Below are 22,907 nucleotides of genomic sequence, written 5' to 3' on the forward strand. Positions count from 1 at the left end.
GCTTATTCCGGCATGGTCAGGGGTGATGGGGAAATGATGACGCCATTGTTGTCGGCATACAGGTACTCACCCGGGCGGAACGTCACGCCGCCAAAGGTCACCGGCACATTCAGTTCGCCTATGCCGCGCTTCTCGGTTTTCTTCGGATGACTGGCGAGCGCCTGGACACCCAGATCGGTCTGGGCGATGACGTCCACGTCACGGACGCAGCCGTAGATCAACATGCCTTCCCAACCGTTCTTTGCAGCCTTGTCTGCCAGCATGTCACCCAGCAGCGCGCAACGCAGCGAACCACCGCCGTCGACGACCAGTACCTTGCCCTTGCCGTCGAGCTCGACCTGCTCCCTGACCTTGGAGTTGTCCTCGAAACATTTCAGCGTGACGATCTGGCCACCAAACGAATCGCGGCCGCCAAAATTGCTGAACATCGGCTCCACAACCTGAATCAGGTCCGGATAGGCGTCACACAGATCGGGGGTGAGGTAGTGCATGGGACAACTCCTTTCATCGGCTATTGGGACGCGACTGATGCGGACGGTTTAGTGAAAAAGACACGACCGGATGAGGCTAACCATAGCGACTTTACCGGCTAACTGCCTACCGCGACCTGAAACTCTGCAACCTGTTCAGGAACGGAACGCTCGCCCAGCCATTCGATCACGCGCGGCCAGACCTGCTGCTGCGCGGCCTTGCTGACCAGCATCTGCACATGGTCGAAATCCTCGCTGAAGCCGTGTTCGCGGCCCAGGCAGAGGAATTGCCTGTGTTCGCTGCCGATCTGCTCGAACAGTTCACGGCAAGCCCACACCGGGTCCTGATGGTCGCCGACCGCAGCGACAGCCAGAAGCGGCACCTGAACCGCGCTCAACCCTGCCCACCAGTTATTGTCACGCTCACCGAAACGTCCGAAAAGCCCGTGCCAGCGCATGCTTTCCAGAACCAGGCCGATCGGCTCGTCTTCGGGACCACGCTTGAAACGCGGTCCGGAGACATGCTCGAAGGACCTCAGCAACAACTTCGCAGACCATTGCAGCGGCGGGACTTTCAGCGGCCAGTAGGTACGGCTGACCTGACTGCCGAACAGCGCCACCGACGCCGCAGTATCAACACCCAGATACTGACCGCCCAAGGCTGCCGCCAGGCTGGTGCCACCCAGCGAGTGGCCGATCCAGTGCGGTATCTGACCACTTTGCTCGACGACGAACGCGGCAATGGCTGGCAAATCGAAACGCGCGTAGTCGGCCACGCAATTGCTGCGATAACTCAGGTTGCGAGCCGACAAGCCATGGCCGCGCATTTCAGGAATCCATACGTCATAGCCAGCACGCGCCAGATACGCGCCCAGACCGATGCCCTTGGGCGAATACCAGAAGCGCCGGTTGGAAAAGCTGCCATGCAGCAGTATCACCGGAGTGCCACGCACATCAGGCTGATCGACGCGCCCCAGTCGGGTCACCGCCAGTTCGACACTGGCGTCGGGACTGTTGGCAGGTTTGAGACGGTAGACGTCCTCGACCAGATCGCCACGACGCTCGGCACTGATCAAGGCAACGGGAAAAAGCTGGCTGCTGCTCTGCATATCACTCTTTATCTGGTTTGACAGACGGGATGAAACCACATGCTCCGGGGTCTCGCGGTGCGCCATAAAAAAGGCGGCTTCCGAAGAAACCGCCTCATTCAAACACCTGAAGCACATGACGGCTCAGGCCGCGTTCGCGTCACAAGGAAGCCCGGTCTTGCGAGGACCGCGCCTCATGCGAGCCGCCTGTCAGACAGGCGCCTGTGCCTCGGCAAGGAAGAACCAGGTTTCCAGCACCGAATCGGGGTTGAGCGAGACGCTCTCGATCCCCTGATCCATCAGCCAGCGCGCCAGATCCGGGTGATCGGAAGGCCCCTGCCCGCAGATACCGATGTACTTGCCGGCCTTGTTGCACGCCTGAATGGCGTTGGACAGCAGCTTCTTGACCGCCGGGTTACGCTCGTCGAACAGGTGAGCGATCACGCCGGAGTCACGATCGAGGCCGAGCGTCAACTGGGTCAGGTCGTTGGAGCCGATGGAGAAGCCATCGAAATACTCCAGGAACTCTTCCGCCAGAATCGCGTTGGACGGCAGCTCGCACATCATGATGATGCGCAGGCCGTTTTCGCCACGCTTCAGACCGTTGGCCGCCAGCAGATCGATGACCTGGCTCGCCTCGCCCAGGGTGCGGACAAACGGCACCATGATCTCGACATTGGTCAGGCCCATCTCCTCGCGCACACGCTTGAGCGCACGGCACTCCAGCTCGAAGCAGTCGCGGAAGTTCTCGCTGATATAGCGCGAAGCACCGCGGAAGCCCAGCATCGGGTTTTCTTCTTCGGGTTCGTAGAGCTTGCCGCCGATCAGGTTCGCGTACTCGTTGGACTTGAAGTCCGAGAGGCGCACGATGACCTTCTTCGGCGTGAACGCGGCGGCCAGGGTACTGATGCCCTCGACCAGCTTTTCGACATAGAAACCGACCGGATCGTCGTAACCGGCGATGCGCTTGTCGACGCTGTCCTTGATTTCCGGTGGCAGCACCGAATAGTTGAGCAGCGCCTTGGGGTGCACGCCGATCATGCGGTTGATGATGAACTCCAGACGCGCCAGACCGACACCGGCATTGGGCAACTGGGCGAAATCAAAGGCACGGTCCGGGTTGCCGACGTTCATCATGATCTTGAACGGCAGATCAGGCATGGCATCGACCGAATTGGTCTTGATGTCGAAGCCCAGCTCGCCTTCGAAGATATAACCGGTGTCGCCCTCGGCGCAGGAAACCGTTACACCCTGGCCATCCTGGAGGGTCTGCGTGGCGTTGCCACAGCCGACCACTGCCGGGATGCCCAGCTCACGGGCGATGATCGCCGCGTGGCAGGTACGACCGCCACGGTTGGTGACGATTGCGCTGGCGCGCTTCATGACCGGTTCCCAGTCCGGGTCGGTCATGTCCGACACCAGCACGTCGCCGGGCTGGACCTTGTCCATCTCGGACACGTCCTTGATGATGCGCACCTTGCCCGCGCCGATGCGCTGACCGATGGCACGGCCTTCGACCAGCACCTTGCCGGTCTCCTTGAGCAGATAGCGTTCCATGACGTTGGCCGAAGCACGGCTCTTCACCGTTTCCGGACGCGCCTGGACGATGTACAGCTTGCCGTCGTCACCGTCCTTGGCCCACTCGATGTCCATCGGGCACTTGTAGTGCTTCTCGATGATCATCGCCTGTTTGGCCAGCTCGGACACTTCGGCATCGCTCAGGCAGAAACGCGCGCGATCGGCAGGCTCGACGTCGATCACCTTGACCGAACGACCGGCCTTGGCTTCTTCGCCGTAAATCATCTTGATCGCCTTGCTGCCCAGGTTGCGACGCAGGATCGCCGGGCGGCCAGCCGCCAGCGTGTCCTTGTGCACGTAGAATTCGTCCGGGTTGACGGCGCCCTGCACAACCGTCTCGCCCAGGCCGTAAGCGCCGGTGATGAACACCACGTCGCGGAAGCCGGACTCGGTGTCGAGGGTGAACATGACACCAGCCGTGCCGGTTTCGGAGCGCACCATGCGCTGCACGCCCGCAGACAGCGCGACCAGCTTGTGGTCGAAGCCCTGGTGCACGCGGTAGGAAATAGCACGGTCGTTGAACAGTGAAGCGAAGACTTCCTTGGCCGCGCGGATCACGTTCTCGACGCCGCGGATGTTCAGGAAGGTTTCCTGCTGGCCTGCGAACGACGCATCCGGCAAGTCTTCGGCAGTTGCGGAGGAACGCACGGCCACGGCCAGGTTCGGATTGCCGGCAGACAGCTCGGCAAACGCAGTACGAATCTGGGCGTTGAGCTGCTCGGGAAACTCGGCTTCCATGATCCACTGACGAATCTGCGCACCGGTGCGGGCCAGTGCATTGACGTCATCGACATCAAGGACGTCCAGCGCAGCATGGATCTGCTCGTTCAGGCCGCTGAGCTCGAGAAAGTCACGGTAGGCCTGGGCGGTAGTCGCGAAGCCGCCGGGCACCGAAACACCAGCACCTGCGAGGTTGCTGATCATCTCGCCGAGGGACGAGTTTTTGCCCCCCACGTGCTCTACATCATGGACGCCGAGCTTATCGAGGGAAACTACGTACTCTACCAAGGTGATCTCTCCACTAACTGTGTTTGTTGTTGGGAAAAGCTCATTCACCCGAGCCACAAGCTATGTGGCTTCAGGCGTGTCTGCCCGGACGTGCAAATCGGGCGTTCAAAACCATGCTTCAAAACCGGGCTTGTAAAAAAGCAGCATCTGCAGGCCCTCAGGACCGGCAAGCACGCCTATGATAGCCAGAATTCGTCAACTGCTTAAGGCCTGGGCAAAAATGAAACGATCCGCTTTCTTCATCTCGGACGGCACGGGTATCACCGCCGAAACCCTGGGCCAAAGCCTGTTGGCACAATTTGAAAACATTACTTTCAACAAGTTCACCAGGCCCTATATCGACAGCGTCGAGAAGGCGCGGGCGATGGTACAACAAATCAATAATGCCGCCGACAAGGATGATGTGAGGCCGATCATCTTCGATACCATCGTCAACCAGGACATCCGCGAGATTCTGGCGACGTCCAACGGCTTCATGATCGATATCTTCTCGACCTTCCTCGCCCCGCTGGAGCAGGAGCTTAGTTCACACTCGTCCTACTCCGTGGGTAAATCGCATTCCATCGGGCATAACTCCAATTACATGGAGCGCATCGAGGCGGTGAACTTTGCGCTGGACAACGATGATGGCGCACGCACGCACTATTACGACAAGGCCGACATCATCCTCGTCGGCGTCTCGCGCTGCGGCAAAACCCCGACCTGTCTGTACATGGCCATGCAATTCGGCATCCGGGCGGCCAACTATCCGCTGACCGAAGACGACATGGAGCGCCTGCAACTGCCGGCCGCGCTCAAGCAGCATCGCGAAAAGCTGTTCGGCCTGACCATCGACCCGGATCGCCTGACAGCCATCCGCCACGAGCGCAAGCCCAACAGCCGCTACTCCAGCTACGCGCAGTGCGAATTCGAGGTGCGCGAGGTGGAAAGCCTGTTCCGCCGCGAGAACATTGCACACATCAACTCGACGCATTTTTCGGTGGAAGAGATCTCCGCCAAGGTCCTCGTGGAGAAAGGGGTGGAGCGACGCTTCAAATAGGCTGATCCACGCCTTTCAATCAAGAGCTGGCAGGTTGTACCTATCAGTTATGCCAGTATTCATTCGTCCCTGCTTGCTTAAAGATGATCCCGACACCCCTTGACGCCAGCACGGCGTGGGGACGGATCGATACAGGCAGCAATACCACTCGCCATGTGCGATGCAAACAGTCATCAGGGACGATGAAACATGAACCTCACAGCCTTATTGCCAACGGCCTTCGCGCTAGCACTGCTAAACCCTGCATACGCCGGGAGCGCACCACCGGCGTCGAATCTCAAGAACAACACGCAGCAAGCAGGTCACTCTGCGCAGATGGTTATGAAGGGCGCCGCAAAGCACCAGGCCGGCACCTATGAAAATCCGCTGCAACTGAAAGACGACAGCTCCGCTGCTGGTCTCATTTACGCGCTCATCGACTCTACCGGCCGGCGGCGTTTTTACGAGTCCCGATTTGTCGGTGCACCGGCTGAACATGAACTTCCACCCTTACCTGATGGCTACTCGGATTTTCCAACTTACTCCATCCCGGCCGTCCAGAACGAGTCCTGGGTCTATCGAGGTACTCATGCGGGAACTTACGCAGACCCTAAAATCGCATGCGAAGCCACCTACATGGGCGCCATCAATAAAGTTACCGAGACTAACGGATGGTTAGCTTTTTATAGCACACGGCGTGAAGAGAACGGCAGGACATGCATCACCTCCGGGCTGCCTGCTACCCCAGGGTCCAACACTGACTGGGCATACATCGGATCAACTCATACGCCCGGCACTTTTGAGGCCCCTAAAGGCGACCAGACGGTGGCGGATCTCACATGGAAAGGTGCCGTCCATCTTTTCAAGATGTCCAACGGCGCCGAGGCGTTCTACTCGTCAAAGCAGGACGGCAATGTGTCTCCCGCCTGGACTGCACCCGATTCCCGAAAACGAGAAGATAACGATTACTGGAAATACATAGCAGACCGCGCTGACGACGCTCATGCTGGAACCTACGAAGACCCTAAGCACTTCAACGAGCGCAGTCATGCCGTTGGCTCCATTTACACTACCCTTGATTCAACAGGCCGGCGGCGTTTTTACTCGTCGAGTTTTATCGGTTATCCGGGTGATAGGGAACTGGGGTTCCCGCCTTTGCCAGACGGCTATGTGGACTTTTCAAGAACGACCATTCCAGCCGTCAAAAATGATTTCTGGGTATACCGAGGCACCCATGCGGGAACGTACGCGGACCCTAAAATCGCGTGCGAAGCCACCTACCAGGGCGCCATCAATAAAGTCATCCAGACTGACGGAGTGTCAGCTTTTTATAGCACTCTGCTTGAAGAGGACGGAAGGACATGTATCAACGGCGGGTCACATACCATCCCCTTCTCCGACTCCGACTGGAGGCTCCTGGCATCCACTGACACACCAGGCACTTTTGATAGGCCTAAAGGTGACCAGACGGCGGCGGATTTTACATGGAAAGGTGCCATCCATCTTTTCAACATGGCTAATGGCGCTGAGGCGTTCTACGCATCAAAACAAGAGGGTACAGTGTCGCCCGCCTGGACGGCACCAGCCCCTGAAACGCGAGAAGATACCGCTTACTGGGCATATGTAACAGACCGCAACAAGGGCGTTCATGCTGGAACTTACGAGGACCCCAAGCCTATTGATGAGCGCAGTAATAGCGTTGACTCCATTTACGCTACCCTTGATTCAACAGGCCAGCGGCGTTTTTACTCGTCGAGATTTATCGGTTATCCGGCTGACAGGGAGCTGGGGTTCCCACCGTTGCCCGATGACTACGATGACTTTTCCAAAACGACCCTACCCGCCGTCAAAAATGATTTCTGGGTATACCGAGGCGTTCATAAAGGGACTTACGCAGACCCGAAGATTAACTGCGAAGCCACCTACCTTGGTGCCATCAACCGAATCGAAATCAATCCAGTCCAATCAGGCAAAGAGAGGTACGCTTTTTTCAGGACCGACTACGAAGGCTATGGCGATACATGCTGGACACCTTTACCCTCTGGCCCCGCGAGCGAGGAAGGCTGGACATATCTGGCGAGCACCTTCCATCTCGGCACATCCAGCGACCCCAAAGGCGACGAAACCATCGCGGACTTCACCTGGAAAGGTGCCATCCATCTTTTCAACATGGCGAATGGTGCCGAGGCGCTCTACGCATCAAAGCAGGAGGGTACGGTGTCGCCCGCGTGGACGGCACCGCGCCCCCATACGCGAGAAGATACCGCTCACTGGACATATATAGCGGAACGCAACATGGGTGTTCATGATGGATCTTACGATGACCCCAAGCACATCGATGAGCGCAGTGATAACACCGAAACCATTTACGCTACTCTTGATTCAACAGGCCAGCGGCGTCTTTACTCGTCAAGATTTATCGGATACCCGGCTGATCAGGAACATGTATTCCCCCCCCTGCCAGATGATTACGAGGATTTTCCCGGCACGCCCACTCAAGCCATCAAGAATGATTTATGGATCTATCGGGGCGTCCATGCAGGGACTTACGCAGATCCGAAGATTAACTGCGAAGCGACCTACCGAGGGGCCATTAACCGAATCGAAATCAATCCGGATCAATCAGGTAAAGAGACGTACGCTTTTTTCAAAACCGACGAAGAAAGCGACGGAGTTACATGCAATAAACCTTTGCCCACTGGCACCGCGAGTGAGGAAGGCTGGACATATCTGGCTGGCACCGCGCATCTCGGCACGTACAGCGACCCAAAAGGCGACGAAACCATCGCGGACTTCACCTGGAAAGGTGCCATTCATGTGTTCCGCATGGCTGAAGGCCTGGATGCCCACTACACACCACAGCAGGATGGCACGGTATCGACAACATGGACCCGCCCTGACCCGCTATACAGGGACGATACAGAGTACTGGAAATATATTAACAACCGGACGAAGGCAACGTTCGAGTATCCCGCACAGGGGCTGGACCCAAGAAATCTGTCCTGGATTGGTGCCGTTTATAACTTCCCCATCGACGGCCAGCCCACTTACTTTATTTCCCGATTTGAAGGTCTGAATTCGGCAGTCAACCCCACTGCACCTGAAACGGCCGAAAGCAACGAGTTCTTTAGTTATGTCGGTCCTATTGATCAAAGTCTCGGCACTCTGGAGCACCCTAAAGGCTGGCATGATCCGACGTGGCCAGGACAAATCCATGCGTTCAACCTGCCGGATCGCAAAGTGTATTACGAGGCACATTTCGAGGGGTTTCCATCGGAGCGCTATGATTCGGTGGACGACATAAAAGCCGACACTGTGAACTGGACGTACAAAGGTGAAAGCAGGCATGCAGGCATTTATGCGGACCCCAAAACGCTCGAAGACCTGACCTGGCCGGGCGCTGTCCACAAGCGGGACGGGTATTTCGAAGGCTCAACCCCGTTGTCTGTTTACTATAGGTCGACATTCTTGGGGACAGCAGTCACGCTCGGCATTGATTACCCGCAAGACGGCCTGCACAGTGACAAGCAATGGACATATCTGGGTGTCTCACGAAAAGCCGGGACATTTCAGTCTCCCAAAGATGATATCGAAGTCACTTGGCCGGGTGCCGTTCATGCCTCGCGCACATCAGGACTAGAGCCTGAAAACTTCTTCGTTTCAAAGGTTGAAGGAATGGACTATGGCCGCCCCTTCCCCCCAAAGGGTCAGGACAGCGAAGCCTGGAAATACATTGGCACCAGAGAACACCAAGGCACCTTCACCAACCCAAATACAGAGCACAATTTCACCTGGCCAGGCGCGATTCATATGGTCGAGGAACGCGGACGCTTGAGGTTTCTCTCCTCCACTTTCTGGGGAGTGCCTCCTTCGCAACAGGGCTGGGAGTATCCCAAGGGCAATACCAGCAACGAAGACTGGACTCATATCGGTATCGGTCTACACCGTGGCACGTATGGAGACCCCAAACCTTGGGATGACATGACCTGGCCGGGCGCTATTCATGACCATTTCTCCAAGGCAGGACATCTGTATTTCATAGCACGTAAACAAGGCGTGCCCTCAAGAATGGGCTGGGGCTACCCTTCGGAAGCTGTCGACAATGAACACTGGTTGTTTGCAAGAACGGAGAAGTATCAAGGCACCTTTGATGAGCCCAAGGAAGCCGATGACGATGTGACCCGCGTCGGAGCCATTCACAGGACGGTCGATGGGACGGGAGCGAGCCTGTATTTCTCATCGCTGATGCAGGGCCTGCCCGCTGATTTGGGCGCCAGCGTTCCCCACTTTGCTCAGAGCACCAAGTTTTTTTCTTTCATCGCTATGAGCAAACACGAAGGAACCGAAAAAGATCCGAAAGACTGGGACGATCTCACCTGGAAAGGCAGGATCCATCGCTACGAGCACGCAGATGATGTTTTCCTGTTTGCGGCGAAAGCCACCGGAGTGCCCTCCGAAAAGCATTGGTATTACCCGACAACCGGCATCTCCAATAACCATTGGACATTCATCGCCGAAAGTAAAAATCCAGGCACGTATGGTGCGCCCAAAGACTGGGAGGATATTACATGGCCGGGTGCAATTCATGCCTATTCAGGCGATGGTGTGCGCCGCTTTTACGCAGCCAGGGGAAACGGTACGCCATCAAAAGAGAACTGGACCTACCCTGTGGGCGCGACTGACAACCAATACTGGACTTATCTAGCGTCGCAAAAACATCAAGGCACCTACGCCGACCCCAAGGAGCTGGACGAGCCTACCTGGCCGGGTGTTATTCACATGAGCCAAGTCGAGAATGTGCGCAACTACTACAAGAGCCGCAATGATGGCATTCCATCGCAACAGGGTTGGGTATATCCGGAAGGAGCCGTCAGCAACAACAACTGGATTTATATCGCATCAGCAACACATGCGGGTACGGCTGCGGACCCCAAATCATTGAGCGAGCCAACCTGGCCGGGCGAGGTCCATCTACACCTGGATCAGGCAGGCACGTACTTCTACTACACATCGATTACCGAGGGTTTGCCCTCAGAAGACGGATGGGATTACCCGGCGGGCGAGGCCAGCAATGAGCATTGGACCTACAGAGGCACCGGTCGCCACTCGGGCATGGCCTATGATGCCAAGGACTGGGACGAATTTACCTGGCCTGGCGCTTTGCATTTTTCGACAGTGAACAATCTGCGTGTGTTGTTTGCATCAAAAAATGAAGGCGTGCCATCACAACATGCCTGGCACTACCCGCTCACAGCGAGTGACGACGCAAACTGGACCTTCGCTGGCGGAAGTCATGCAGGTACCTTTATTGACCCGCGAGATTGGACCGAGCCAACGTCGCCAGGCGCGCAGCACGTGATCCTGAGAGATAGGATTCCTTACTTTTATACCGCGAAGTTCACGGGCACTGCCCCCGCGCATAACTGGTATTTTCCTGTGGGAGAGGTCGATAACGATCATTGGATCTATGCCGGCAAGCACTACGGTACATTCGACAGCCCGAGAACCAGTACTGAACAGGTGTGGCCGGGTGCTATCACCTTGCTAGCCAATGCAGGGGGTCAGCACTATTACGAAGCCCGAAAGGACGGTAAACCCGCTGATGCTGGATGGCCACTCCCAGCTGACAACTCGAGCAATGAGTACTGGATAGACAAAGGTATCCACGCAGGCACGCTGGCCGATCCGAAGGATTGGGATGAGGTGACCTGGCCGGGTGCCATACACCGGTACATACAGCCTGACCGAACTTATTTTTATACAGCTCAAGTCGCAGGCCTCCCAAGCGCGCACTATTGGTATTACCCCAGCGGAAGTACCAGCAACGCCTGGTGGACACTTTTCGCCGATTGGGAACAGACAGCGCCGGGTATCAACGATTTTTCCCGCCCCTTCAACCAATACACATGGGCAACGGCACACAACGCCTACCTCAACAGCATCAAGGAGCAGTTGGAGCGAGGCATAAGAGGCTTCATGCTGGATTTGTATCCACGAACCCGCGATGACGGAACGCCTTTTATAAAACTCTGCCATGGGTGGGATGAGGACGACTGTTATCAGGTAAATAGTTTGAATGACGAGTTAGTCAAGACTCTAAACGACGTCTATCTACCGTTTCTGAAGGCCAATCCGTCAGCCGTCATCACGCTTATGCTGGAGTCACAGGTGGAGCGAGAGCTGTTCGAACACGAGTTGGAACAGGTATCCCCCGAGTTTCTGTCAATGGTGTTCGACACGGCCGATTACTCCACTGCTCGGTGGCCTATACTTGGCGACATTATCCGGAAAAACAAACGTGTCATCATACTTGCCGACCAGACCGAATTGACCGGCAAGCTCGAGATTAACGGCCTTGATGTGCGAATCCTCAAGAACACCGATATAGCGGTCGAAAACACCTACAATCTGGGACTTGTCACGAACCACGACTGGGCCTGCGAAACCCGAGACATGGGTCATCCTCTGGAAACAGTGCAGGCACCCAGCTCAAAGGGCTGGCCGCCGTTGTTTGTCATGAATCAAATTCACTCATTCGCCAGCAGTGCGGCTCACGCCGGTGACGTCGACAACAACCTGACCTGGCTGCAGCGTCGCGTGCTGGACAACTGTATGCCCAAGGCTAACAAGTACCCCAACTACATCGCCGTGGATTACAACCAGACGGGCGATACCATTCCTTACGCTGCGGCGCTGAGCCAGGGAGGCATTTACTTGTATGAAAAAGCAAACGCCGATCGTAGTGGGGATACCGTTTGCGTACTGCCGTCCCTGCACGATTACAGCTTCAGACTGCCAGCGCATGGCTGTGAAAACGATGAAGTCAGATCTGTGCAACTGGCCGGCGTTGCCCGCGGCACACGCATCACGCTGTATGACTCGCCGGATGGCAAAAAATCAGACGATTTTGTCTACATAGACGTCAAGAAAACCATGCCGATCAATGCGTTTGTGACGATCCACTCGCTCGAACGCAGCTTCTCAAATGATCAAGTGACTGTGACTGCGTTGCGCAACAACGGTATAGACGGCAAAGTCTCCCGTATCGTCGTTGGGGCTTCACCTGCTGATAGCGATTTTTCGGGCGCGGAAATCGTTTTCCATGAAGGCAATGGCGCAACCGAAAACACTGTCTGCACGGTTCCATTCGCCAAACATGACCAGTTCAAGATGGGAGCAGGCAATAATCCGTATGGCTGTGACAACGATGAAATAAAATCTGCAACTATCGTCAGGGCCAAAAAGGGCTCGCAATTCTCCCTGACGGGTAATCCGGACGGAACCTTCGATCAGGGCATAACCTACGTAACAATAATGCAGGACATCATCGTGCCTCACGTCATTCCCAGCTTTAATGAGGCGTACAACGATGGCTTCATCAAGGTTCGAGTCACCGACTGGGGCAGCATGGACGGCAAGAGTTCCTACGGCTATTTCCAACCACTGCAATAAACCTGAGATGTTGCGCCTGCCTGGCAGGCGCAACACTCGATCAAGCGTATCCCGCTTGTTGCTATACGCCTTCCGGCACTCGAACCCACCCCTCCATCAAAACGCGCGCGCTGCGGCTCATGATCGCCTTGGTGACGGTCCATTCGCCGCCCTCCTCAAGGGCCTGAGCACCCACGCGCAGCGTGCCCGATGGATGACCAAAACGGACTGCTCTGCGTGCATCGCCACCCGCTGCCAGATTCACCAGCGTTCCGGGAATGGCCGCCGCAGTGCCGATTGCCACTGCAGCAGTACCCATCATCGCATGGTGCAGCTTGCCCATCGACACGGCGCGTACCAGCAGGTCGATATCCTGCGCAGCCACAGGCTTGCCACTCGACGCCACGTAATCGGCGGGCGCAGCGACAAAAGCCACCTTGGGCGTGTGCTGGCGTGCGGCAGCTTCATCGATGTTGCCGATCAGGCCCATGCGTACAGCACCGTAGGCGCGAATGGCTTCCAGACGGGCCAGCGCCTGCGGATCACTGTTGATATCGCCCTGCAGCTCAGTGCCGGTATAGCCGATGTCGGCGGCGTTGACGAAAATCGTCGGGATGCCGGCATTGATCATGGTCACCTTCAAGGTGCCGATGCCGGGCACCTCAAGATCATCCACCAGATTGCCGGTGGGAAACATCGAGCCGCCCGCGCCCTCTTCGTCCGCCGCCGGGTCCAGAAACTCAAGCTGTACTTCCGCCGCCGGGAAGGTCACGCCATCCAGCTCGAAATCGCCGGTTTCCTGCACCGCGCCTTTGCTGATCGGCACGTGGGCGATGATGGTCTTGCCGATATTGGCCTGCCAGATACGCACCACCGCGACGCCGTCCTGCGGAACACGGCCAGGGTCGAGCAGACCACTCGTAATCGCGAACGGCCCCACGGCCGCTGACAGGTTGCCGCAATTGCCGCTCCAGTCGACAAATGGCTTGTCGATGGACACCTGGCCAAACAGGTAATCGACATCGTGCTCGGGCCTGCTGCTGCGCGACACAATCACGCTCTTGCTGGTACTCGACGTCGCACCGCCCATGCCGTCGATCTGTTTTTCGTAGGGGTCGGGGCTGCCGATGACTCGCAGCAGCAACGCATCTCGCGCATGGCCCGGAATCTGTGCAGCTTCGGGCAGATCCGTCAGCCTGAAGAAAACACCCTTGCTGGTGCCGCCACGCATATAGGTGGCGGGGATACGGATCTGTGCTGAATGAGCCATGAATTCGTTGTCCTGTTCAAAGAGCGCGCTGCGCGCTCAAAATCGGACGCAGAGCGTCCAGAACTGCATGCCCACGCGGAGCATGGGCACGATAGTGCTCTTGCGCACGCTTATCGTTCCTCACGCTCCAGCGTAGCTATGATGCAGTAGCCTCCAGAAAGTCCTGGGCAAAGCGCTGCAACACGCCGCCCGCCTCATAAATAGAGAGTTCTTCGGCGGTGTCCAGACGGCAGGTCACCGGCACCTCGACGCGCTCGCCGTTACGGCGCTGAATCACCAGCGTCAAGGTCGCGCGCGGTGTGCGCTGGCCGATCACATCGAAGGTTTCGCTGCCGTCGATACCCAGGGTCAGACGACTGGTGCCAGGCTTGAACTCCAGCGGCAGCACGCCCATGCCGACCAGGTTGGTGCGATGAATACGCTCGAACCCTTCTGCAGCAATCGCTTCGACGCCCGCCAGCCTGACGCCTTTGGCCGCCCAGTCACGGGACGAGCCCTGTCCATAGTCGGCGCCGGCAATGATGATCAACGGTTGCTTGCGCGCCATGTAGGTTTCGATGGCTTCCCACATGCGCGTGACCACGCCTTCGGGTTCGATGCGGGTCAGCGAGCCTTTTCTGACCTTGCCATCGACCACCGCCATCTCGTTGACCAGTTGCGGGTTGGCAAAGGTCGCGCGCTGAGCGGTCAGGTGGTCGCCCCGATGGGTTGCGTAGGAGTTGAAGTCTTCCTCCGGCAGGCCCATTTTCGCCAGGTACTCGCCCGCCGCACTGTCGAGCATGATCGCGTTGGACGGCGACAGGTGATCGGTGGTGATGTTGTCCGGCAGCACGGCCAGTGCCCGCATGCCCTTGAGCGTACGCTCTCCGGCCAGCGCGCCTTCCCAGTAGGGCGGGCGGCGGATGTAGGTACTCATCGGACGCCAGTCGTACAGCGGCTCGACCTTCGGCCCGGTGTGTTCTTCGATGGCAAACATCGGGATATAGACCTGACGAAACTGCTCTGGCTTGACCGACGCCTGCACCACTGCGTCGATCTCTTCGTCGCTGGGCCAGATGTCCTTGAGGCGGATTTCCTTGCCATCGGCAATACCCAGCACATCATTTTCAATGTCAAAACGAATGGTCCCGGCAATCGCGTAAGCCACTACCAGTGGCGGTGAGGCCAGAAAGGCCTGCTTGGCGTAAGGATGAATGCGCCCGTCGAAATTGCGGTTACCGGACAGGACTGCCGTGGCGTACAAATCACGGTCGATGATTTCCTGCTGGATCAGCGGATCAAGCGATCCGGACATGCCGTTACAGGTGGTGCAGGCAAACGCCACCACGCCGAAACCCAGTTGCTCCAGCTCTGACGTCAGCCCGGCGGCATCCAGGTACAGCGCTACGGTTTTCGAGCCGGGTGCCAGCGATGACTTGACCCAGGGTTTGCGCAGCAGCCCCAGGCGGTTGGCATTGCGTGCCAGCAGACCGGCGGCAATGACGTTGCGCGGGTTGCTGGTGTTGGTGCAACTGGTGATCGCAGCGATGATCACCGCGCCGTCGGGCATCTGCCCCGGCACTTCGTGCCATTGCCCGGCAATCCCTCTGGCCGCCAGATCGGCGGTAGCGACCCGCGCATGGGGGTTGGAGGGTCCGGCCATGTTGCGCACCACGCTGGACAGATCGAAACTCAGCACACGCTGGTAGTGCACCTCACTCAGGCTGTCCGACCAAAGACCGGTGTGCCGCGCGTACAGCTCGACCAGCTTGACCTGCTCGTCCTCCCGGCCTGTCAAACGCAGGTAGTCGATGGTTTGCGAATCAATCGAAAACATCGCCGCCGTCGCGCCGTATTCAGGCGCCATGTTGGAGATCGTCGCCCGGTCGCCCAGGGTCAGACTCGACGCACCTGCGCCGTAAAACTCCAGATAGGCGCCGACCACCTTCTGTTGGCGCAGGTATTCGGTCAGCGCGAGCACCAGATCGGTGGCGGTAATGCCTGGCTGATGGCGTCCGGTAAGTTCGACGCCGATGATGTCCGGCAGGCGCATCCACGAAGCGCGCCCGAGCATGACGTTTTCGGCCTCGAGCCCACCCACGCCGATGGCAATCACGCCCAGCGCGTCGACATGTGGCGTGTGGCTGTCCGTGCCCACCAGTGTGTCGGGGAAGGCTACGCCGTCGAGTACCTGCACCACCGGCGACATTTTCTCCAGATTGATCTGGTGCATGATGCCGTTGCCGGGCGGGATCACTTCGACGTTCTTGAACGCCTGTTTGGTCCAGTCAATGAAATGAAAACGGTCTTCGTTGCGGCGGTCTTCGATGGCGCGGTTCTTTGCGAACGCCTGCGGGTCATTACCGTCGGACTCCACTGCCAGCGAGTGGTCGACGATCAGTTGCACCGGCACCACCGGGTTGACCAGCGCAGGATCGCCGCCCTGCGAAGCGATCGCGTCGCGCAGCCCGGCAAGGTCGACCAGCGCGGTCTGACCCAGAATGTCGTGGCAGACCACGCGTGCCGGGAACCAGGGAAAATCCAGATCACGCTTGCGCTCGATGAGCTGGGTCAACGAGGCATTCAAGGTCGCCGGATCACAACGGCGCACCAGGTTTTCGGCCAGCACCCGCGAGGTGTAGGGCAGCGTGGCATAGGCACCGGGCTTGAGCGCCTCGACGGCTGCCCGAGCGTCGAAGTAATCCAGTCGGGTGCCAGGAAGCGGTTTGCGAAATTCACTGTTCATTGCGGGACTCGATCACGGAGTGTTCGGAATACGGGTGGGGAGCTCATCGGCGGCTCCCCTGCCCCCTTTTCAGCGCTGTTCCAGGGGTACGAACGCGCGCTGTCCGACGCCGATGTATTCGGCGCTCGGGCGAATGATGCGGTTGTTGGCGCGCTGTTCGAAAACGTGAGCGGCCCAGCCGGTCAGGCGTGAGCAGACGAAGATCGGCGTAAACAGCTTGGTCGGGATGCCCATGAAGTGATAAGCCGACGCGTGATAGAAGTCCGCGTTGGGGAACAGTTTCTTCTGCTCCCACATGACCTTGTCGATGGCCTCGGAGACCGGGAACAGCACAGTATCGCCCACTTCGTCGGCAAGTTTCTTCGACCAGCCCTTGATCACCTCGTTGCGCGGGTCGGATTCCTTGTAGATCGCATGGCCAAAGCCCATGATCTTTTCCTTGCGCTCCAGCATGCCCAGCGTGCCCTTGGTGGCCTCTTCAGCCGAGGCGAAGCGCTGAATCATTTCCATTGCAGCCTCGTTGGCACCGCCGTGCAGCGGGCCGCGCAAGGTGCCGATGGCTGCCGTGACGCAGGAATACAGATCCGACAGGGTCGAGGCGCAGACGCGGGCAGTGAAGGTCGAGGCGTTGAATTCGTGTTCGGCGTACAGAATCAGCGAGACGTCCATGACCTTGCGGTGCAGTTCGCTGGGCGCCTTGTCCAGCAGCAGGTGCAGAAAATGCCCGCCGATGGAGTCTTCGGCCGAGGTGCAGTCGATACGCTTGCCGTCGTGACTGAAGCGATACCAGTAGCACATGATCGCCGGGAACGCCGCGAGCAGGCGGTCGGTTGAGTCGCGCTGCTGATCGAAGCTGCGCTCGGGTTCTAGGGTGCCGAGCATGGAGGCACCGGTGCGCATGACATCCATCGGGTGAGTGTCGGCGGGTATGCGCTCCAGCACTTCCTTCAAGGCCTGCGGCAGATCGCGCAGGCGCTTGAGTTTGTCCATATAGGCAGACAACTCGGTCTGATTGGGCAGTTCGCCGTACAGCAGCAAATAGGCAACTTCTTCAAAACGCGCCTCGGCGGCCATGTCACGCACGTCATAGCCGCGATAGGTCAGCCCGGCACCGGCCATTCCCACAGTAGACAACGCCGTCTGCCCGGCAACCTGCCCACGCAGTCCGGCACCACTCAATACTTTTGCTTCAGCCATGGTTTTCTCCAATTTTGTTTTTGTGTGATGGGGCGCGAAGACTGTGGTTCAGACGGTACATCTTCGGAGAATATACCGGCCCTTTCGCGAACAAGCGAAGCGTCGCCCGGTTCGCTCCTACGGCCTGCGGCCAGAAGCCCTGTATTTCTCAGGCATCACCTTTTCTTCTGCGCAAACAGCGCATCCAGCTTCTGTTCGAATGTGTGGTAATCGATTGCGTCATACAGCTCCATGCGCGTCTGCATGCTGTCGATCACGTTTTTCTGGCTGCCGTCACGGCGGATGGCGCCATAGACATTTTCCGCCGCCTTGTTCATCGCGCGGAATGCGGAAAGCGGATACAGCACCAGCGAGACGTCCGCCTCGCGCAGCTCATCGACCGTAAACAACGGTGTGGCGCCGAACTCGGTAATGTTGGCGAGGATCGGCACGCCTGCACGGTTGGCGAATTGCTTGTACATCGCCAGTTCGGTGATGGCCTCGGGGAAGACCATGTCCGCGCCGGCTTCAATACAGGCAGCGGCACGCTCCAGCGCCGACTCCAGCCCTTCAACCGCCAGCGCATCGGTACGCGCCATGATCACGAAGCTGTCGTCAGTCCGGGCATCCACGGCAGCCTTGATACGGTCGACCATTTCCTGTTGGGAGACAATTTCCTTGTTGGGACGATGCCCACAACGCTTGGCGCCGACCTGGTCCTCGATGTGAATCGCCGCAGCCCCGGCCTTGATCATCGAGCGCACGGTACGCGCCACATTAAAAGCGGAAGAACCGAAACCGGTGTCGACGTCCACCAGCAACGGCAGATCGCAGACGTCGGTGATGCGTCGCACATCGATCAGCACGTCTTCAAGACCGGTGATCCCCAGGTCCGGAATGCCCAGTGACCCCGCAGCGACTCCGCCGCCAGACAGATAAATGGCCTTGAACCCGGCACGCCTGGCGAGCAGTGCGTGATTGGCATTGATCGCGCCGACCACCTGCAGCGGCTGTTCACTGGAGACTGCATCGCGGAAACGCTGGCCGGGAGTGCTGTTGTTATGACTCATTGTTTACCTCGGTCGGAAGTCGTCTGGGAAGCCGCCTGATAGTGGCGCTCGATGTTGCGTCTGGACGCGCCGATATGGCGGCGCATCAACAATTCAGCCAGCTCGCCGTCGCGGTCGGCGATGGCGTCGAGAATGCGGTGATGCTCGGCAAAGGCCTGGCGCGGCCGGTTGGGCGTGGTGGAATACTGAATGCGGTACATGCGCACCAGTTGGTAAAGCTCGCCGCAGAGCATCTGGCTGAGGGTGCGATTGCCGCTGCCCTGGATGATGCGGTAGTGAAAGTCGAAATCACCCTCTTGCTGGTAATAGCCAATCCCTGCCTGAAAGGCGGCATCGCGCTCGTGGGTATCCAGCACGCCGCGCAGCTCGTCGATTTCGGCCTGGGTCATGCGTTCGGCGGCCAGACGGCAGGCCATCCCCTCCAGAGACTCGCGAATTTCATAGAGTTCGATCAGTTCGGCATGACTGAGCGACACCACCCGGGCGCCCACATGCGGCACACGAACCACCAGTCGCTGCCCTTCGAGCCGGTGAATCGCCTCACGCAGCGGCCCGCGACTGATGCCATAGGTGCGGGCCAGTTCCGGCTCGGAAATCTTGCTGCCGGGGGCAATCTCGCCTTTGACGATGGCGGATTGAATGCGTCGGAAAACGTTCTCGGAGAGGGTTTCCGAGTCGTCGGCAACCATCATTGTCTTTTCGACCACATTCAGCATTGTCGACACCTCATGACTATATGCGCTCAAATCTAGTCAAATTTGATCGATCCGTCAAAGCCAAACCCTGAATTGTCGACAATCAGCCAGCGCGAACAACCTCTGTTCGACACAGCAACCTGAACAGCTGCGCAGGTTGATCACTGGCAGCCGCAGGGCTTCATGCTAGAATGCGTCGCGTCCGTACAGCGCGCTCCGCAGCGGAGCCAGCGACTGCGAACCGCCTGCCCTACCATCATCAGGTCAATTCCATTTGCGCCCTGACCCTGAAGTTGTTCGCTCATCGCGCCAGGATTTATGAGACTGACTACCCTCCCCACACTGCTCAGCCTTCTGTTTTTGCCCGGCCTGACCCTGGCCGCCAACAAGACAGTCTATGGCCTCAACGAATACGCCAGGCTGATCGAAATCGATATCGAGATCGCCGCCAAGCTCGACACCGGCGCCAAGACCGCCTCCCTGAGCGCCCGCGACATAAAACATTTCAAGCGCGATGGCGAAAGCTGGGTGCGCTTTTATCTGGCCAGCGACAGCAAGCATGTACACCCCATCGAGCGCCCTCTGGCGCGGGTCAGCAAGATCAAGCGGCGTGCCGACGATCTCGACCCGGATGACGACAATCGGTATTCGTCACGCCCGGTGATCAGCCTCGATATCTGCATGGGCGAATCTTTACGCACCATAGAAGTGAACTTGACTGACCGAAGTGCTTTCCAATACCCGCTTTTGATCGGCTCCGAAGCCTTGAAACGCTTTGATGCGCTGGTCGATCCAAGTCTTAAATATGCGGCAGGGAAGCCCGGCTGCGCTTCCGTCGCTCAAAACGCAGAGTAAATCCATGCGCTCTCTTACACTCCATCTGAAGATCCTGATCACTGCCTTGGTGACCCTCGGCATCGCGATCACGGCCTATCAGATCCTGGCGCTCGGCATACCCGTCAGCGAAGACGAAACCGATGATCTGTGGAATATCGACGCCAAAGTCGAGTTCGTCGCCAATCCCAAGGATTCGGTGAAGGTGCAGATGTTCGTGCCGCCGCTGGCCCACGACTACATCAGCCTCAATGAAAGCTTCATCTCGAACAATTACGGCGTCAGCGTCAACCGCGCAGACGGCAACCGCAAGGTCACCTGGTCGGCCCGTCGCGCCACCGGCAATCAAACCCTCTACTACAGACTGGTGCTGACCAAGCGTTACAGCGGTGAGAAACCCAAGGTCAAAGGGCCTATCTTTCGCGACAGCATGACCGTCGAAGGCCCGGAAAAGATAGCGGCGGAAGCGCTGCTGGCGCCCATTCGCCAGCATTCTGCGGACGTCGAGACGTTCATCACCGAGGCCATCAAGCGCGTCAACAACCTGAACGACGATAACGTCAAATTGCTGCTGGCCGGCGATAACTCGGCGTCCAACAAGGCCCGGGTCACCGAGCTGCTGCTGTCGATAGCCCACGTACCGCTGGAAAAAGCCCACACCATTCGCCTGGATGCCGAGCAGCAGACACCGGAGCTCTGGCTGCGCAGCTTCAACGGCAAGGAATGGCTGTACTTCAATCCCGACACCGGCGAAGCCGGCCTGCCGGACGATCGCCTGCTCTGGTGGACAGGCGAAGAAGGTCTGGTCAGCGTCGAAGGTGGCAAGAAGGTGCAAGTCACGTTCAGCCTCAACAACAGTGAAATGAACGCAATGCGTCTCGCCAAACTGACCGACGCCAGCACCGATTCGGACTTCCTGGCCTATTCGCTATATGGCTTGCCGCTGCAGACCCAGCAGACCTTCATGATCATGGTCATGATCCCGATTGGCGTACTGGTCATCCTGATCCTGCGCAACCTGATCGGCCTGCAGACACTGGGCACCTTCACCCCCGTACTGATTGCGTTGGCCTTCAGGGAAACGCAACTGGGCTTCGGCATCGCACTGTTTACCGTGATCACCGCGCTGGGCTTGTCGCTGCGCTCGTATCTGGAGCACCTGAAACTGCAAATGCTGCCGCGCCTGTCGGTGGTACTGACCTTCGTCGTGGTGCTGATCGCCGCCATCAGCCTGTTCAGCCACAAGCTCGGGCTGGAACGCGGGCTGTCTGTTGCGCTGTTCCCGATGGTGATTCTGACCATGACCATCGAACGCCTGTCGATCACCTGGGAAGAGCGTGGCGGCAGCCATGCCATGAAGGTCGCCATCGGTACGCTGTTCGCCGCGTCGCTGGCGCACCTGATCATGAGCGTGCCGGAACTGACCTATTTCGTCTTTACCTTCCCGGCAGTGCTGCTGGTGCTGGTCGGCTTCATGCTGGCGATGGGCAGATACCGTGGCTACCGACTGACCGAACTGGTGCGCTTCAAGGCATTCCTGAAAGAGGAAAAGGCCAAGTGATCGGCTGGTGGAAAACCTGGAAGGCGCTCGAGGCCCGCGGCATCATGGGCATCAATCGACGTAACGCCGACTACGTGCTCAAGTACAACAAGCGCAGCCTCTATCCGGTCGTCGATGACAAGATCATCACCAAGGAGCGGGCCATCGCCGCAGGCATTCACGTGCCGGAGATGTACGGCGTGATTTCCACGGAAAAGGAAATCGACAGGCTCGACGAGATCATCGGCGCGCACAGCGACTTCGTGATCAAACCCGCACAGGGCGCAGGCGGCGATGGCATTCTGGTGATCGCCGACCGTTTCGAGGAGCGCTTTCGCACCGTCTCGGGACGCATCATCAGCCACTCGGAAATCGAGCACCAGGTGTCCAGCATCCTCACTGGCCTTTATTCGCTGGGTGGCCACCGCGACCGCGCACTGATCGAGTACCGGGTCGTGCCGGACCCGATCTTCAAAAGCATCAGCTACGAGGGCGTACCGGACATCCGCATCATCGTGCTGATGGGCTATCCGGTAATGGCCATGCTGCGCTTGCCTACCCGCCAATCAGGCGGCAAGGCCAACCTCCACCAGGGCGCCATTGGCGTGGGTGTGGACCTGGCCACCGGCGTTACCCTGCAAGGCACCTGGCTGAACAACATCATCAGCAAGCACCCGGACACCACCCACTCGGTGGATGGCGTGCAATTGCCCAACTGGGACGGCTTCATGAAGCTTGCCGCCGAATGCTACGAGTTGTGCGGCCTGGGCTACATCGGCGTCGACATGGTTCTGGACCAGGACAAAGGCCCGTTGATTCTGGAGCTAAACGCCCGTCCCGGCCTGAACATTCAGATTGCCAATGACAGTGGCCTGACCCATCGCACTCAGGCCGTCGAGGCACGTCTGGAGCAACTGGCTCTCGAAGGACGTCAGGAATCGGCGCAGGAACGGGTCAGCTTTGTCCAGGACCTGTTCGGTCACGTGCCCGGCGTCTGAACCGAC

13 protein-coding genes are annotated in these 22,907 nt (G+C 58.3%); 5 read left to right on the plus strand and 8 right to left on the minus strand.

Translation table 11 applies throughout. The features are described 5' to 3' along the window. Positions 1-2: 2 nt before the first annotated feature. From rraA to ppsA, 3 genes are all read right to left on the minus strand, one after another. Positions 3-491, minus strand: a complete 489-nt coding sequence (rraA, locus tag JOE33_RS03705; RefSeq protein ID WP_003315690.1) for a ribonuclease E activity regulator RraA — start codon at positions 489-491, stop codon at positions 3-5. A gap of 98 nt (positions 492-589) precedes the next feature. After that, a complete protein-coding gene (locus tag JOE33_RS03710) occupies positions 590-1,579 on the minus strand; it encodes an alpha/beta fold hydrolase (protein ID WP_032614550.1) in 990 nt (329 codons plus the stop codon). A 189-nt stretch (positions 1,580-1,768) separates the two neighbouring features. Then, a complete protein-coding gene (ppsA, locus tag JOE33_RS03715; protein WP_187625701.1) occupies positions 1,769-4,144 on the minus strand; it encodes a phosphoenolpyruvate synthase in 2,376 nt (791 codons plus the stop codon). A 220-nt stretch (positions 4,145-4,364) separates the two neighbouring features. On the opposite strand from ppsA, the gene JOE33_RS03720 reads away from it, so the two are divergent. Further along, a complete protein-coding gene (locus JOE33_RS03720; RefSeq protein ID WP_003347114.1) occupies positions 4,365-5,183 on the plus strand; it encodes a pyruvate, water dikinase regulatory protein in 819 nt (272 codons plus the stop codon). Between the two features lie 189 nt (positions 5,184-5,372). Continuing rightward, a complete protein-coding gene (locus JOE33_RS03725) occupies positions 5,373-12,614 on the plus strand; it encodes a hypothetical protein (protein WP_187625727.1) in 7,242 nt (2,413 codons plus the stop codon). 61 nt (positions 12,615-12,675) lie between these two features. Here the strand turns inward: JOE33_RS03725 and prpF are convergent, their stop codons facing one another. The 5 genes from prpF to JOE33_RS03750 form a co-directional block, all read right to left on the minus strand. Next, positions 12,676-13,863 (minus strand): 2-methylaconitate cis-trans isomerase PrpF, encoded by a 1,188-nt coding sequence (gene prpF, locus JOE33_RS03730; protein WP_187625702.1) that lies wholly within the window; start codon positions 13,861-13,863, stop codon positions 12,676-12,678. Between the two features lie 136 nt (positions 13,864-13,999). Further along, the gene (gene acnD, locus JOE33_RS03735; RefSeq protein WP_187625703.1) at positions 14,000-16,588 is read right to left on the minus strand and encodes a Fe/S-dependent 2-methylisocitrate dehydratase AcnD; all 2,589 of its coding nucleotides are present in this window, start codon (positions 16,586-16,588) and stop codon (positions 14,000-14,002) included. A 69-nt stretch (positions 16,589-16,657) separates the two neighbouring features. Further along, entirely contained in the window at positions 16,658-17,785 is a 1,128-nt protein-coding gene (prpC, locus tag JOE33_RS03740; protein ID WP_187625704.1) for a 2-methylcitrate synthase, read from the minus strand. A 155-nt stretch (positions 17,786-17,940) separates the two neighbouring features. Beyond that, complete coding sequence (gene prpB / locus JOE33_RS03745; protein ID WP_122528656.1) at positions 17,941-18,834, minus strand: methylisocitrate lyase; 894 nt, start codon at positions 18,832-18,834, stop codon at positions 17,941-17,943. Further along, complete coding sequence (locus JOE33_RS03750) at positions 18,831-19,550, minus strand: GntR family transcriptional regulator (protein WP_010429381.1); 720 nt, start codon at positions 19,548-19,550, stop codon at positions 18,831-18,833. The genes prpB and JOE33_RS03750 overlap by 4 nt, the downstream gene beginning before the upstream one ends. Positions 19,551-19,847: 297 nt before the next feature. Here JOE33_RS03750 and JOE33_RS03755 point away from each other — a divergent pair, with 297 nt between their 5' ends. The 3 genes from JOE33_RS03755 to JOE33_RS03765 are packed head-to-tail and all read left to right on the plus strand — an operon-like array spanning position 19,848 to position 22,901. Further along, positions 19,848-20,384, plus strand: coding sequence for an ATP-dependent zinc protease (locus JOE33_RS03755; protein ID WP_003366834.1), 537 nt, complete (start codon positions 19,848-19,850; stop codon positions 20,382-20,384). A 4-nt stretch (positions 20,385-20,388) separates the two neighbouring features. Next, on the plus strand, positions 20,389-21,924 hold the full coding sequence (locus JOE33_RS03760) for an inactive transglutaminase family protein (protein WP_003416135.1): 1,536 nt from the start codon (positions 20,389-20,391) through the stop codon (positions 21,922-21,924). After that, on the plus strand, positions 21,924-22,901 hold the full coding sequence (locus JOE33_RS03765; RefSeq protein WP_162091523.1) for an alpha-L-glutamate ligase-like protein: 978 nt from the start codon (positions 21,924-21,926) through the stop codon (positions 22,899-22,901). Before JOE33_RS03760 ends, JOE33_RS03765 begins: the two co-directional genes overlap by 1 nt. Positions 22,902-22,907: the final 6 nt, after the last annotated feature.

This window comes from Pseudomonas sp. PvP027, assembly GCF_017833005.1.
GTDB lineage: Bacteria > Pseudomonadota > Gammaproteobacteria > Pseudomonadales > Pseudomonadaceae > Aquipseudomonas > Aquipseudomonas congelans.